We start from the raw sequence: 13,224 nt of genomic DNA on the forward strand, positions 1-13,224 counted from the left end.
CCGACCACCCCGCAGACCAGCAGCGGGAACCACGATCGGCAGCGGCAGCATCCCCATGCACGGGGAGCACTTCTCCTCACCCGGCAGCAGCCGAGCGAACCGTTTGCATTCCGTACAGCGCGTTCGGGTGACCCCCCTTGACTCGCACTGTGTGCCGTCATTTATCTTCGTCATTGTTCACTGCTCCAGTGGACAGGCGCAGAACCGGAACAGGTTGGTAGCCAAGGGCCGGTTCTGCGTTTTAAGGGACACTTTTAGCCACGTGAGGACGCGTTTATCCGCCACACGTCACCACGTGCGAAAATTTCGATATTCAGTTCTTGCCTATCGAGTCAGTCCTGCGACCGTGCGCGCTCCTTACGTTCGAACTCCCGAAGCGCGACCAACCACACGTGCTCCCGTGCGATATCCAGGCCGTCCGCCAGGCGGACCGCTGTAGTCACCGTGGTCAACGGCCGTTCGCCCCGCTCTAGTTGGCCGAGGTGCCGAGGGCTGATGCCGGATCGCGCGGCCAGTTGAGCTTGGGTCAGTCGCCGAAATCGACGTACCCGCCGCAACCATTGCGCCGCCGTCTTGCCGTCCAGCATCGAGCCGTCGCCGTTGCCTCCCCATTCCTGCACGCTGCTAGGCATCCGATTTCTCCGCCTGAATCCTCGCGGCCAGTTCTTCCGCCTTGCTGTCCTCGTGCGCGACCCAGTACCGAATCTCGTGGTGATGAAAGCGGTCCACATCGGACACCGCGCGATACATTCTGGCGTTGGCCTGCCGCCATTTCAGCCACGTCGACAGGCTTGCCCCTGGCAGCGGGCGAGTCGCTGCCGCAACGTCGTGCGCATCCTTGAGTGTTTGCGGCTCATTCCTGCCCGGAGTCGTCATCACAGACCCCGGCCCGTGCGCGGCTTTCGAGCAGTGCCGCCAGTTCGTCCGCGCAATCGCGGAGTCGGCGAAGGAAGACGGCCCGGCTCAGCCAGTCGCCCCGATGTTCGGGAGGACGGATCGTCAGCGATCCCGCTATGCCCGACAGCACCAGCGCCGGGGGCGACCCCGGACCCGAACCAGTTTCCTCCACCGTCACCTCGTCCCACGGACTGATCACCCACGTTGGGCCGAACCCCTCCCGCATACTCGTCACCTCCCGCCTTGCGTTCCCACTGCCGTGCCTGGTCCTCGAAGGCTTGCGCGGCGGACCCCACGGCGGCGACCACCCACCACGGCAGGTCGGGATCACTGCCCAGCGCTCGCCATGCCTGAGCGACCAACCGCGACGCCGCCGCCATCTCTCGCGCAACATCCGGATTCGCGCCCCGCGACCGCGCATCCACGTCCGCCGCGTCCCGATAAACGCGATACGCCGACTCCCACGCGGACACCTGCTTTTTCGACGTCACGACACCACTTCCCTCTAGAAGTCAGTGCCGTCACGCGGCCTTGGCCGAGGACTCACCCGCCGTCGACCGGGAAGCCTTCCCGCCCGCGCCACTTCCCGCCGCCTTGAATCCGGTAGCACGGAACACGTAGGACAGGTACTTGTACTCACCCTGCCCGGCCACCTTCGGCTCAGCGGTCAGCCCGTCCAGCTCCACCGGGCGCATACCCGGCATCACCTCGCCCGTCGTGGGCACCGGTTGCACGTCGGCCAGCAGCGTGATCTTGAACGAAGCCCGCTTCGCCTTCGTCTCACCGGGGTCGGTCGCCATGAACTTCCACTGCCGCTTCCCGGTCACCTCGTCCACCCGCTGCCTCGTCGGCCGCCCCTGCGCCCTCTCCTCACGCGACTGATATTCGTTGTCCGGCGAAACCTCGCCCACCACCACAAGACCCTGCGGAAACGCGTCATCGTGGTCAACGCTGAATCGGATGCCCTTTTCGATCGCCATGTCGTAGTGAACCTTCCCGCTTGTCGGATACGCCTTTACCGGCGTACCTACAACAATCGGCCAAATGAGTGTCCCGTCACGACACCGTCTCGGTCTCGCCTCACAGCGTCTCGCACTCACCTTGTCTCGTCTTGTCTCGTCTCCCGTGCTACGTTGGTCTCATGAGCCCCGACACCACAGCTCAGGAAGCCCGGCCGATCGTCCTCAAAGTCCTACTCAGAGGACGACACTTGCAGAGCTACCGCGCGTTCTGCCGCGAGTACGACAAGGTGGCCGAGAAGGTCGACAAGAGCCTGAGGGGCAGCTTTCCCAGCAAAGCGCAGTTTTATCGATGGCTGTCCGGCGAACTCGTCGGCCTGCCCTACGCGGACCACTGCCGAATCCTTGAAGCGATGCTCCCCGGCTGGCAAGCCGAACAACTCTTCGGGCCACACGAAGGCGGAATCGAGTTTGTACCCGAGCCACCCCAGACAAGGGCGGAAACTCCTGCTCAAGAGTCTCCCCCGCAGAGGATTCATACAGAGGGTGCCCGAGCCGCCCCAGGAAACCAGGTCGGCGAAGAATTCGCCCTCGCGGTCCCCAGGGCCGAATTCGGCGATTCTACTATCGACGTCTTCTCGCTACCGAACCCCCAGCCAGGTCGGTTACTGGACTTGAATTGGGAAACATTCGGTCTGGGGATCGAGCGACTCGGCAATCAGATCAAGAATCTCGGCAGCCGCCTCGACGTTGATATCTGCTTCGGCATCAACGAGGCAGGTTTGGTCATGGCAACTTTTCTTTCGTCTTCACGGTTTTCGCGATGCCCCATCGGCTACCTGCGATGCAACAAGGTTCGCGGCGGTATCGAACTTGACGACGCTTCCGTGTTCCCCGAGGCCAAAGATCACCCGACTATCGTTCTCTGTGATTTCGAGGTCAAGCATTCCGACGCTATCGGATACCTCGAAAAGCAAGTTCGTGCACGCTACCCGACTGCCGACCTGTATTTTGCCGTATTCGGAGCCATGACCAAAGGCGACGATCCCCGCGCCTACAGCTTCGATGACCTTGCAGGCGTGCACAACCTGCGGAAGGCAGACTTCTCCGCTATCTTCATCGCCGCGACCATGAGCCCGCCCGGCATTGAACCTCCGCTGGAACTGCGATAGATCACGAAGGTGGCCCACTCGATGAACCACGAACCGTCAATCCCCGACTTGGCCGCACGCATCGCCGATCTGGTCAAGGGAATGATGCTCGAAATCCGGCCCCGCCTGGTGAAAGCCGCCATCACTGGCAATCGCGGAGAACACGAGAACGTTCGCCATAGTGACAACTTCCTTTCAGACTTCGACCTGTGGATGCATCGACGCTACAAGGAAGCCATCGCCGAACACCTGACGTCCTTCGTCTACGCATCAGAGGAAGCCGACCCGGAAGTGATCGGCCCAGACCCCGACCCTGATCTTTGCATTCTTGTCGACCCCTTGGACACCAGCGAACTCGCGGTGCGCGGCCTCTACGGCTACACGCACATCATGGTCTACTCTCGTGCTCTCGCCAGGCCGATCGTTTCGGTGATCGGAGATATCTTCCACCACATTCAGCTCTACGTCGGCGCGCGAGACGACGAAGGCGTTGACCGGGCGTTCATGGTCACAGCCGACTCCACGAGGTACGTGCTCGACCAGCCCTCGCAAGCCAACCTCGCGGAAGCCCTGGTGACCAACTACTTAATGCGCCCAGATGCGCGGTTCGCTCCCCTTGCACAGCAGGAGGGATTCCTAGCCGCTCTCAGCGCACCGTCCGCCGGGGACAAGAAGAAGGGGCGCATCGGTGTCGACTTCGGTTCAGTGAGCTTGTGCCACGTGGCCGCCGGACTGACCGACGCCACTGTCGAGTTCGCAAAGGGATTCGCCATCTGGGACCTAGCTCCAGGCCACTACGTGCTTCATGCCGCAGGCGGAACCGTCGTCGATCTCCAGGGCCGACCGCTCTCCCTTGACTACAGCTTCGATTCGCTCGCTGACATCACCGCGGCGATGAACCCGCGCCAAAAGTTCGTTGCCGCCGGTAACGCCAGCCTTGCCGACGAGATCGTTAAGACGCTGCGCGTGTAGCCCACCCTGACGCCCCGAGCGGCCGCCGAAGCGCAGACAAGCGAGTCCTGCCGAATTTGGCTCTATGGGATCAAGGCGCCGCCGTTGGCGGCGCGCGGGTCACCACCCGTCCGGCGGGCTACGCCCAGGAGGCGACGCCGGCCTCCCGCTCCGCTCCGGCAGGCGCCGCCGGGCGAGCCCGCCGCAGGGCAGCACCCGCAGCGCGCCGCCTATGCGCATAATCCGCCGCTATGCGCATTGGCCACAGTTCGCGTGTCGGATGCCGTTCGTGTCGGGTTCGCCTTCTACGCTGCACAGGCAGCCTTACCCCAGTCGGTTCCTGGCACGGCCGTCGAGGAACACCCCGACATCTCGACGCTGCCGGGCACTCGCTCGCGCAGTACTTCGGGGAATGGGATAGGTGAAGGCCGTGGCTCGTCATGGCCGTAAGAACCGGTTCACCGTCAGCATCACCGGCAAGGTGACGCTGACGGTGAACCACCTGGTAACCGTGGTCGTGCTGGTGCTACTAGGTTTGGCCGCCTGGTACCAACGCTGATCAGCGGTAACCCCCCGTCGGGGTCGCTCACTCGGAGTGACCCCGACGGGAACTTCATCGGACAAAGATTCGACCTTATCCACTGCACTGTATCTCTGCGGTGTACCCACACCCGACATCTCAGACGCGTGTTGTGACGTGTTCTGACGTGGCATGACGTGGCATGACATGTTCTGAGGTTGGTTTAGCGTGGTCCGTGATGAGTCCTAGCAGTTCGTCGTTACTTCCTCAGACCTAGACAGACGCATTCAGAGGCCCGAGATGGCCTACCTCGCTGGCGATCGTTTAACACCGAGCCACCGCCATCAAGGGCGCCTACGGCGTCGCTACGCGATGAGCTGCGCTCACCCTTGACACCGGCAGCCCGGCGCTAACAGCGGCAGGGGCGAGGAAGACGGGGCGAACTGCCACCGCGTCACGCCGTATCCAGCCCGTCAGACGTCGCCCAGTGTTGACCATTAGTGACAACCGGAAACCGGCAGGTCAGAAGGGGTGTCGATCGCGCGACCCCAGGTTGGACGCCAGGCTGTGACAGACCTACGACGCCTGATGGACACGAGACTTCGATCAGGCTTGCACGACGAATCAGCCCGGCCAGGTCGCACGCGGGGAGATCACTCAGCCCATGACGGCTCGTACCCTGGACCGGAGCCGATCTCGGTCCGGCACGGAACAGGTACGGAACAGAGGGCGTGACCAGGTCCTCATGTGACCTTGGGAAACCTTGTTTGACCTGCGTCGGAATGCCCCGGTACCGTGTGGCGTTAGCACTCTTGTCGGCTGAGTGCCAATGCACGAAGGAGCAGCAGTGCCCACCTACCAGTACGCCTGCAAGGAATGCGACCACGCTTTCGAGGCCGTGCAGTCGTTCTCCGACGCGAGCTTGACCGTGTGCCCGCAGTGCTCGGGCCCGCTTCGCAAGGTCTTCAGCTCGGTCGGCGTGGTCTTCAAGGGCAGCGGGTTCTACCGCAACGATTCGCGCGACTCGAAGGCCAACACGACCTCGAGTTCGTCGTCCAAGAACGAGTCCAAGAGCGAGGGCAAGACCGAGACCAAGTCGGAGTCGAAGACCGAGTCGAAGTCGGACACGAAGAGCTCGGCATCCTCCTCCACGGGTACGACGAAAACGGCCGCCGCCGCTTCCTGACCTCCCGAGTTGTCCACAGGCCCCCGGTTATCCACAGCCGGGGGTTTTCGTTCTTTCCCGGGCGGCGGACGGCCCCTAGCGTCGAGATCATCACCGATCGACGAGGGGGAATCCCGTGTTCCACGATCTGCCCGTCCTGCGAAGACTCCGCGGCAGGCCCGCTCGGCTGCTCCGTCGCTGGCTTGCCCTGTCTCTGCTGCTCAGCGGCCTGGTCGCGCTCTTCCTGCCCGCGTCCGCCCGCGGCGCGCCCGGCGTCGCGACCGTGGTCTCCGCACGTGACCTCCCGGCCGGGGCGCTGCTGCGCGCAGGGGACCTCGAACTCGTCGACCTCCCGGACGACGTCCGTCCACAGGGTGCCACCGGTCAGCGGGCCTCTGTGGAAGGACGGATGCTCGTCGGCGCGGCGCGAGCCGGTGAACCGCTGACGGACGTCCGCCTGCTGGACACGGCCATCCCCGGATCGGGTGATCCCGAGAGCTCGACCGTCCCGGTGCGGCTCGCCGACGCCGCTGTCGCCGAATTGCTGAGGCCGGGCCAACGGGTCGACGTCGTCGCGGCCGCCGAGCCGAGACGAGAGGCGTCTGTGCTGGCCAGCATGGCCATGGTGGCGGCCGTCGGCGAGCAGGGCACCCGTGACCCGAAGGCCGCCGGAGCCGGGAGCAAGGGACCTTTGGTGCTGCTTTCCCTGCCTTCCGCCCTCGCGACACGGGTCGCGGCCACTTCGCTGGAACGGTCCCTAACGGTTACCCTCCGCTAGCTCGCGCCTGCCCGGTGGCGGCGGGCGCCTGCGTCCCCCCGGTACGGAAAAAGGGACGGTCGGCGAACCGTCCCAGGTGAAGAGGAGAGCGTCTTGCTCAAGGGTTTCAAGGACTTCCTGATGCGCGGGAACGTCGTCGACCTCGCGGTCGCGGTGGTCATCGGCGCGGCGTTCACGGCGATCGTCACGGCTTTCACGAACGGCCTGATCAAACCGCTGATCAACACCATCGGCGGGTCGGACGCCGCCAAGGGGCTGGGGTTCAACATCCTGGCCGCGAACGACGCCACGTTCCTCGACTTCGGCGGCGTGATCAACGCGGCGATCAACTTCGTGCTGGTCGCGGGTGTCGTCTACTTCGTGATCGTGCTGCCGGTCAAGCACGTCCAGGAGCGCCGCAAGCGCGGTGAAGAGGCGGGCCCGGCGGAGCCGACCGACGTCGAGCTGCTCACCGAGATCCGCGACCTGCTGCGCGCGCAGCAGAACCGCCAGGGCTGACCCGGATCACCGGTCGTGATGAGGCGGCCGGTTCTCCAGGTACCACGAGTCGGAGTCCGGGGCGCGCTGCCCCGGCTCTCGCTCGTCGGAGGTCGTGTCGGGCAGGACGTCGCCGAAGATCTCGTCGACCCGGCGCCGGTTCGCCGCGGAAGGGCGCTTGTCCTCGTCTTCACCTGGCATGACGTCCATTTTCGCACCGGTCGCGGGCGCCGCCCACCGGTGGGACCATCAGCGCATGGGCATTGTCGACAAAGCGAAGGGGCTGGCCGCGCAGGCCGTCCACAAGGCGGAAGAGGTCGCGGGCGAAGTCCGCGAGAAGGCCGGGCCGCTGGCCGAGAAGGCGGGCGACGTCGCCGCCAAGGGCGTCACGGCGGCGTCCGCCGGGGCGAACAAGGTCACCGGCGGCCGGTTCGAGGACAAGATCGGCCAGGTCACCGAAAAAGTGGAAGGAGTACTCCACCAGGACAAAAAGGGCGAGCCCGGGACCGAACCCGGACCCGCCGCCAAGAACTAGGCCTCTTCGAGCCCGGACAGCTCGTCGATCACGTACGGCACGAGCGACGAGAGCGTCGCCATGCCGTCGCGGACGGCCGCGCGCGAACCCGCGAGGTTGACCACCAGCGTGCTGCCGGAGACGCCGACGAGCCCGCGGGAGATGCCCGCGTCCACCGCGCCGGCGGCCAGACCGGACGCGCGCAGTGCCTCGCCGATGCCCGGGATCGGACGGTCGAGCACACCGGCCGTCGCGTCGGGTGTGCGGTCGCGCGGGGAGACCCCCGTGCCGCCGACGGTGATCACCAGGTCGGCGCCGCCGATCACCGCGGTGTTGAGCGCGTTGCGGATCGCGGCCGTCTCGGCCTCGACCACCACGACGCCGTCGACGATGAACCCGGCCTCTTCGAGCAGCTCCGTGACCAACGGTCCCGTGTTGTCCTCGTGTTCGCCGTGGGCGACCCGGTCGTCCACGATGACCACCAGTGCGCGGCCCAGCCGTTGTGCGCTCCGTTCCATACGCACACCGTATCCGGTTTCGGCTGATCTTCGCTCCCGTGGTGCCGCGGGCCGCGAGTTGTGACGATTCCCTGACGTGAGCCGCGGATCCGGCGCTGACGGCCGGGATCGCCCCTAGCGTCGGAAAGGTGCGAACACTGGTAACCGGCGGGGCCGGGTTCATCGGCTCCCACATCGCCGATCTGCTGTCCGATCAGGGCCACGAGGTCGTCGTCCTCGACAATCTTTTGCGCACCGCGCACGGTTCTTCGCGTCCGCCCGGGTACACCGGCCGACACCGGTTCCTGCGCGGCGACGTCACCGACACGGAGCTGGTCGCCGAGCTGCTGGACGGGGTCGACTCGGTCTGTCATCAGGCGGCCGTCGTCGGACACGGCGTCGATCCCTCCGACGCTCCGTCGTACGCGCTGAACAACGACTACGGGACGGCGGTGCTGCTCGCCGCGATGCACCGGGCCGGAGTCCGGAAGCTGGTGCTCGCGTCGTCGATGGTCGTCTACGGCGAAGGCCGCTACGAATGCCCCATCCACGGGATCATCCCGCCGTCGCCGCGCGAACAGTCCGATGTGGACGCCGGTTGCTTCGAGCCCGCGTGCCCGGCGTGCGGCGCCGAGCTCGACTGGCGGCTGGTCCCCGAGGACGCGCCGTTGCGGCCGCGAAGCACCTACGCGGCCACCAAGCTCGCGCAAGAACATCTGGCGGCGGCGTGGGCCCGGCAGACCGGCGGGACGGTCTGGGCCATGCGCTACCACAACGTCTACGGGCCCCGGATGCCGCAGAACACCCCGTACGCGGGCGTCGCGTCGCTGTTCAGGTCCTCGCTCCTGCGCGGCGAGGCGCCGACAGTGCTGGAGGACGGCAAGCAGCAGCGCGATTTCGTCCACGTCCACGACGTCGCGAGGGCGAACGTCCTGGCGCTGACCACCGACGGCCCCGAAGGCGACCTGACACCGCTGAACATCTGTTCCGGGCAGTCGCACTCCGTCGGCGAACTCGCCGTAGAGCTCGCGAAGGCCTGCGACGGCCCGGCTCCGAAGATCGTCGGTGGCGCCCGGCCCGCCGACGTCCGGCACGTCGTCGCCGACCCGGCCCGCGCCCGACGCCTGCTCGGCTTCAGCGCGCGAACCGGTTTCGCCGAAGGCATCGCCGGGTTCGCCACCGCTGAACTGCGGGAACCGGTCGCTTCCTGAAACCGGGAACAGACCCCGCCCCCGCTCGGTTGTCGTTCCCGGCAACGGAATCGACTTTTTTGGGGGTTTTGGTGGGCATCACCGTCGGAGACATCGAGATCGAGGCGCTCGGCGACGGCCTGATCAGGCTGCCGCTCGCGTTCTTCCCCGGTCTCGACCCCGAAGCCCACGCGGACGTCTTCGACGAGGACGGCACCGTCCACGTCCCGACCGGCGCGTTCCTGATCCGCGGCACCGGCCGCACGATCCTCGTCGACACCGGCCTCGGCCCGCGCGAGTTCGCCTTCCCCAAGGGCATGACGCCCGCCAAGGGCGACCCCACCCCGCCGATGGGCACGGGCGGCGACCTCGCGGCCGCGCTGGACAAGGCCGGCTGCCCGGTCGACGAGATCGACACCGTCTTCCTCACCCACCTGCACAACGACCACATCGGCTGGATCGCCCCCGAAGGCGACCTGACCTTCCCCAGCGCTCAGGTCGTCTTCGGGCAGCTCGACTGGGACGCCCTGATCGAGCCCGCCGGAACGGGCGACTGGCCTCGCGTCGGCATGGAGACCGCGCGCGCCGCGGGCCTGACCGAGGCGATCAGCGGCGACGACGCCGAGATCGCGCCCGGGATCGTGGCGAGACACGCCCCCGGCCACACGCCGGGTCACTACGTCCTCGACATCACCGCGGACGACGAGCGCCTGCTGCTGCTCGGCGACGTCCTGCACACGCCCGCGCAGCTCACGGACACGCGCGTGGGCTTCCTCGGCGACATCGACCCGGACCTCGCGCTCCGCACCCGGCGGCGCTTCCTCGCCGAAGCCGAAGAAACCGGCGCGATCATCGCGCCCGCGCACTTCCCGGACATGGGCTTCCTGCGCCTTTAGGGCATCGCCAACGGCAGCCGGACCTCGAAGCGGCAGCCCGGACCGTGGTTCCGGACGCCGATGCGGCCGCGATGGGCCTCGACGAGGCCCTTCGCGATCGCCAGCCCGAGCCCGCCGCCGCTCGCCAGCCCGCCGCGCTCGGGCGTCCGCGCCGGTGTCCCGCGGAACGCGACGTCGAAGACGCGCCCGATCTCGTCGTCGGGGATGCCGCCACAGCCGTCGGAGACCGCCAGCAGCGCCTCGCCGCCTTCGATGCCGATCTGGACCGCGACCGTCCCGTCCGGCGGGGTGTGCCGCACGGCGTTGGAGACGAGGTTGCGCACGATCCGCGCCAGCTCCGGATCACTGCCGGAGACGACCGGCCACACGTCGGCGTCCTCGATCATCCGCACGCGTTTCTGTTCCGCGAGTGGCGCCTGCGCGGCGACGGCGTCGCTCACGACGTCGCGCAGCGGCACCGCGGCCATGGTCAGTTCCAGCGCGCCCGCGGTGATCCGCGACAGCTCGAACAGGTCGCCGACCATGCCCGACAACCGCGTGGTCTCGCCGCTGATCCGCCGCGCGTAGCCGGTGACCTCGATCGGCTCCGCGACGATGCCGTCCGCGACGGCCTCGGCCATCGCCTGGATCCCGGCCAGCGGGCTGCGCAGGTCGTGGCTGATCCACGCGACGAGTTCGCGCCGCGACGCCTCCGCCGCGCGCTCCCGTTCCCGCGCTTCCCGCTCCCACACACTGCGCCGCGCGATCATGCGGCCGAGCCCGAGCGCCGCCGGCACGGTCACCAGCGCGACCAGCAGACAGACCAGCGTCATCGTGGTCAGCGCGGGGGTGAACATGAACCCGCTGATCCCGAGCACCGCGATCAGCGTCGCGAGCACCGGGATCAGCACGAGGATCGTCATCGTGCTGGCCAGCGAACCGCGCCTGAGCAGGTACAACGCCAGCACGCCGAGCAGCACCACCGGCACCGCGAACATCAGCGCGAACGGCAGGATGTGCCAGGCGTGCGCCAGCATCTCGCCGAGCGACTCCCCGGAGCCGATCACGGCCGTGCCACCGGGTCGTACCGGTAGCCGACGCCCCAGACGGTGGCGACGCGGACGGGTTTGGCCGGGTTCCGCTCGATCTTCTCCCGCAACCGTCGGACGTGGACGGTCACGGTGGACTGGTCGCCGAAGTCCCAGCCCCAGACCTTCTCCAGCAGATCGGCGCGGGAGAACGCCACGCCGGGATGGGCGAGGAAGAACGCGAGCAGATCGAATTCCCGGCTCGTCAAGGGAAGTTCGACGCCGCCGAGGGTCGCCTGCCGCGCCGTCATCTGCAACGAGAGGTCCCCGTCGATGACGGTGCGCGCCGCGGGTTCCGGCCGCGGCATCCGCGCCCGCCGCAGGACCGACGCCACGCGCAACGCGAGTTCCTTGGGGCTGAAGGGTTTCGTGACGTAGTCGTCGGCGCCGAGCTGGAGCCCGGCGATCCGGTTCTCCTCCTCGCCGAGCGCGGTCAGCATCACGACCGGCACCTGGCTCACCTGCCGCAGCCGACGGCACACCTCCAGCCCGTTGAGCCCGGGCATCATGACGTCGAGGACGACGAGGTCCGGCCCGGTCTCGGAGAACAGCCGCAACCCCTCGGTGCCGTCCCCGGCGACGTCGACGTCGAAACCCGCGACCTCCAGGTACCGCCGGACGACGTCCCGCACGGTCTCGTCGTCGTCGACCACGAGCACGCGGCCCTGTTCCGTCATACGGTCCACCTCACCAGCTCGTCAGCACCAGATGGTTCACCACCAGCGCCGTGGCCGCCGACGCGGCGAGCCACCACCGCCGCCCTTTCGACGGCAGCAGCGCCACCGCGGGCAGCAGCCACACCTCGAACGGTAGCCAGATGCGTTCGACCTCCGCCTTCGACAGGCCGGAAAGGTCGGCGAAAGCGATCGTCAGCGCCGCGGCCAGCACGATCAGGACGACCGGGTCGCGGAACGACCGTTTCGGCCCGGCGAGGAACGCCGCCCCGGCCCGCCGCGTCCCGGCGATCACGGCCGGTCCGATCGCGATCAGCACCGCCGCGATGTCCGCCCACACCCAGTAGGAGTACGGGCGCAGTGTCGCGATCCCTTGGTAGTAGCGCTCGACCACCAGGTGATACCCGTCGACCCACCAGAAGCCGGTCAGCGCGAACGCCACGACGACCACCGCGACGCCCGCCGCGGCGAGCAGCAGGATCCGCCATTCGCGGGTCAGCAGGACGACGGCGAGCACGATCACGCCCAGCAGGACGAGACCGTAGGAGAGGAAGAGCCCGAACCCGAGCAGCAGACCACCGGGGAGCGCGAGGATCCGCCGTCGCGTGGCGAGCGCCAGCAGCGCGATCCCGGTCGCCGTCACCCCGGCGAACATCCCGTCCGCCGAAACGCCGAGCCAGATCGCGCCCGGGGTCAGCACGGCGAACGGCAGGACCGTCCTCGCGGCGTCCTGCCTGCCCAGCGCGGAGAGCGTCACCGGCACCGCGACCACGGCCAGGCAGCCGACCAGCACGACGAACGTCGACGCCCAGGCGCCGCCGTGCAGGCCGAGCCTGTCGAGCCAGACGAAGACCAGCGTCGCGCCCGGCGGATGCCCGGAAACGTGGGTCGTCCACGAGTTCGGCTGGTAATCGAGGATGCGCGAAGAGAATTCGCTCAGCATCTTCGGGATGTCGGTGATCCCCGGGACCTCGTGCAGGTACTCGTGTTCGGTGGCCAGCCTGCCGGTGAACCCGCGCGCCCAGCCGTCGATCATCGCCAGCGAGAACGTCCACGCCAGCGCCGTCACGTAGCCGAGCGCGAGCAGCGGGCGCCAGCGCAGCCGCGCGGCGAGCAAGGGACCTTTGGTGACGACGAGGAGGGCGAGCACGACGGCGGCGACCGAGCCCGGTCCCACGTGCGGCAGCCACAACCCGAACAGCGGCGGCGCGAAGGCGTAGATCACCACGTCCGAGCCGGGACGGTTGTGATAGAGGCCGACCGCGATCGCGGCGGCGACCACGAGCATCGCCAGCCCGACGACGATCAGATCGGCCCGGCGGCCCGTGCGGGAGGGGGCGGTGACAGTGGACATCACCGGCACCATAACCGCGTTCCCGCCGCCCGGCGGCGTGAGGACGAGGACCGTCAGAACTCGGTAAGAACTTGACCGACGTCATGATTCGGTAAGCACGGCAAGGGTTTTCGTCCGTCCACCCCGGACTTAAC

General features: G+C 67.5%; 17 protein-coding genes. 9 read left to right on the forward strand and 8 right to left on the reverse strand.

Annotated elements, in window-relative coordinates; translation table 11 throughout:
* Positions 1 to 332: 332 nt before the first annotated feature.
* From AB0N89_RS13025 to AB0N89_RS13035, 3 genes are all read right to left on the reverse strand, one after another.
* Complete coding sequence (locus tag AB0N89_RS13025; protein ID WP_364204005.1) at positions 333 to 632, reverse strand: helix-turn-helix transcriptional regulator; 300 nt, start codon at positions 630 to 632, stop codon at positions 333 to 335.
* A complete protein-coding gene (locus tag AB0N89_RS13030) occupies positions 625 to 876 on the reverse strand; it encodes an AMED_5909 family protein (protein WP_364204007.1) in 252 nt (83 codons plus the stop codon). Before AB0N89_RS13030 ends, AB0N89_RS13025 begins: the two co-directional genes overlap by 8 nt.
* A 542-nt stretch (positions 877 to 1,418) precedes the next feature.
* Positions 1,419 to 1,877, reverse strand: a complete 459-nt coding sequence (locus AB0N89_RS13035) for a hypothetical protein (protein WP_364204009.1) — start codon at positions 1,875 to 1,877, stop codon at positions 1,419 to 1,421.
* A gap of 161 nt (positions 1,878 to 2,038) precedes the next feature.
* Between AB0N89_RS13035 and AB0N89_RS13040 the strand changes: the two genes are divergently transcribed.
* The 6 genes from AB0N89_RS13040 (at position 2,039) to mscL (ending at position 6,919) form a co-directional block, all read left to right on the forward strand.
* Entirely contained in the window at positions 2,039 to 3,028 is a 990-nt protein-coding gene (locus AB0N89_RS13040) for a hypothetical protein (protein ID WP_364204011.1), read from the forward strand.
* Positions 3,029 to 3,049: 21 nt separating this feature from the next.
* Positions 3,050 to 3,979, forward strand: coding sequence for an inositol monophosphatase family protein (locus AB0N89_RS13045; protein ID WP_364204013.1), 930 nt, complete (start codon positions 3,050 to 3,052; stop codon positions 3,977 to 3,979).
* A 409-nt stretch (positions 3,980 to 4,388) separates the two neighbouring features.
* Positions 4,389 to 4,517, forward strand: a complete 129-nt coding sequence (locus tag AB0N89_RS13050; RefSeq protein WP_364204015.1) for a hypothetical protein — start codon at positions 4,389 to 4,391, stop codon at positions 4,515 to 4,517.
* A gap of 808 nt (positions 4,518 to 5,325) precedes the next feature.
* A complete protein-coding gene (locus AB0N89_RS13055; protein WP_364204017.1) occupies positions 5,326 to 5,664 on the forward strand; it encodes an FmdB family zinc ribbon protein in 339 nt (112 codons plus the stop codon).
* Positions 5,665 to 5,779: 115 nt separating this feature from the next.
* Positions 5,780 to 6,421, forward strand: coding sequence for an SAF domain-containing protein (locus AB0N89_RS13060; RefSeq protein WP_364204019.1), 642 nt, complete (start codon positions 5,780 to 5,782; stop codon positions 6,419 to 6,421).
* A gap of 93 nt (positions 6,422 to 6,514) precedes the next feature.
* A complete protein-coding gene (gene mscL, locus AB0N89_RS13065; protein ID WP_364204021.1) occupies positions 6,515 to 6,919 on the forward strand; it encodes a large-conductance mechanosensitive channel protein MscL in 405 nt (134 codons plus the stop codon).
* 6 nt (positions 6,920 to 6,925) lie between these two features.
* Here mscL and AB0N89_RS13070 read toward each other — a convergent pair whose 3' ends face one another.
* The gene (locus AB0N89_RS13070; protein ID WP_364204023.1) at positions 6,926 to 7,099 is read right to left on the reverse strand and encodes a hypothetical protein; all 174 of its coding nucleotides are present in this window, start codon (positions 7,097 to 7,099) and stop codon (positions 6,926 to 6,928) included.
* 55 nt (positions 7,100 to 7,154) lie between these two features.
* Between AB0N89_RS13070 and AB0N89_RS13075 the strand changes: the two genes are divergently transcribed.
* Positions 7,155 to 7,433: an Rv0909 family putative TA system antitoxin gene (locus tag AB0N89_RS13075; RefSeq protein WP_364204025.1), complete on the forward strand. Its 279-nt coding sequence runs from the start codon at positions 7,155 to 7,157 to the stop codon at positions 7,431 to 7,433.
* On the opposite strand, the gene AB0N89_RS13080 is transcribed toward AB0N89_RS13075, so the two are convergent.
* Positions 7,430 to 7,930 (reverse strand): molybdenum cofactor biosynthesis protein B, encoded by a 501-nt coding sequence (locus tag AB0N89_RS13080; protein WP_005155592.1) that lies wholly within the window; start codon positions 7,928 to 7,930, stop codon positions 7,430 to 7,432. The two genes, AB0N89_RS13075 and AB0N89_RS13080, sit on opposite strands and share 4 nt — an antisense overlap.
* A gap of 128 nt (positions 7,931 to 8,058) precedes the next feature.
* Here AB0N89_RS13080 and AB0N89_RS13085 point away from each other — a divergent pair, with 128 nt between their 5' ends.
* Positions 8,059 to 9,120, forward strand: coding sequence for an NAD-dependent epimerase/dehydratase family protein (locus AB0N89_RS13085; protein ID WP_364204027.1), 1,062 nt, complete (start codon positions 8,059 to 8,061; stop codon positions 9,118 to 9,120).
* A gap of 71 nt (positions 9,121 to 9,191) precedes the next feature.
* Positions 9,192 to 9,995, forward strand: a complete 804-nt coding sequence (locus AB0N89_RS13090) for an MBL fold metallo-hydrolase (protein ID WP_364204029.1) — start codon at positions 9,192 to 9,194, stop codon at positions 9,993 to 9,995.
* Here the strand turns inward: AB0N89_RS13090 and AB0N89_RS13095 are convergent.
* From AB0N89_RS13095 to AB0N89_RS13105, 3 genes are read right to left on the reverse strand one after another with little or no spacing between them, the layout of a single operon-like run.
* Positions 9,992 to 11,041 carry a HAMP domain-containing sensor histidine kinase gene (locus tag AB0N89_RS13095; protein WP_364204031.1) on the reverse strand — a complete coding sequence of 350 codons (1,050 nt, stop codon included), beginning with the start codon at positions 11,039 to 11,041 and terminating at the stop codon, positions 9,992 to 9,994. The two genes, AB0N89_RS13090 and AB0N89_RS13095, sit on opposite strands and share 4 nt — an antisense overlap.
* Positions 11,038 to 11,739 (reverse strand): response regulator transcription factor, encoded by a 702-nt coding sequence (locus AB0N89_RS13100; protein WP_364204032.1) that lies wholly within the window; start codon positions 11,737 to 11,739, stop codon positions 11,038 to 11,040. The genes AB0N89_RS13095 and AB0N89_RS13100 overlap by 4 nt, the downstream gene beginning before the upstream one ends.
* A 10-nt stretch (positions 11,740 to 11,749) precedes the next feature.
* Positions 11,750 to 13,102, reverse strand: coding sequence for a hypothetical protein (locus tag AB0N89_RS13105; protein WP_364204034.1), 1,353 nt, complete (start codon positions 13,100 to 13,102; stop codon positions 11,750 to 11,752).
* Between the last annotated feature and the right edge of the window lie 122 nt (positions 13,103 to 13,224).

The sequence above is a fragment of the Amycolatopsis sp. NPDC089917 genome (assembly GCF_040684635.1).
Lineage (GTDB): Bacteria > Actinomycetota > Actinomycetes > Mycobacteriales > Pseudonocardiaceae > Amycolatopsis.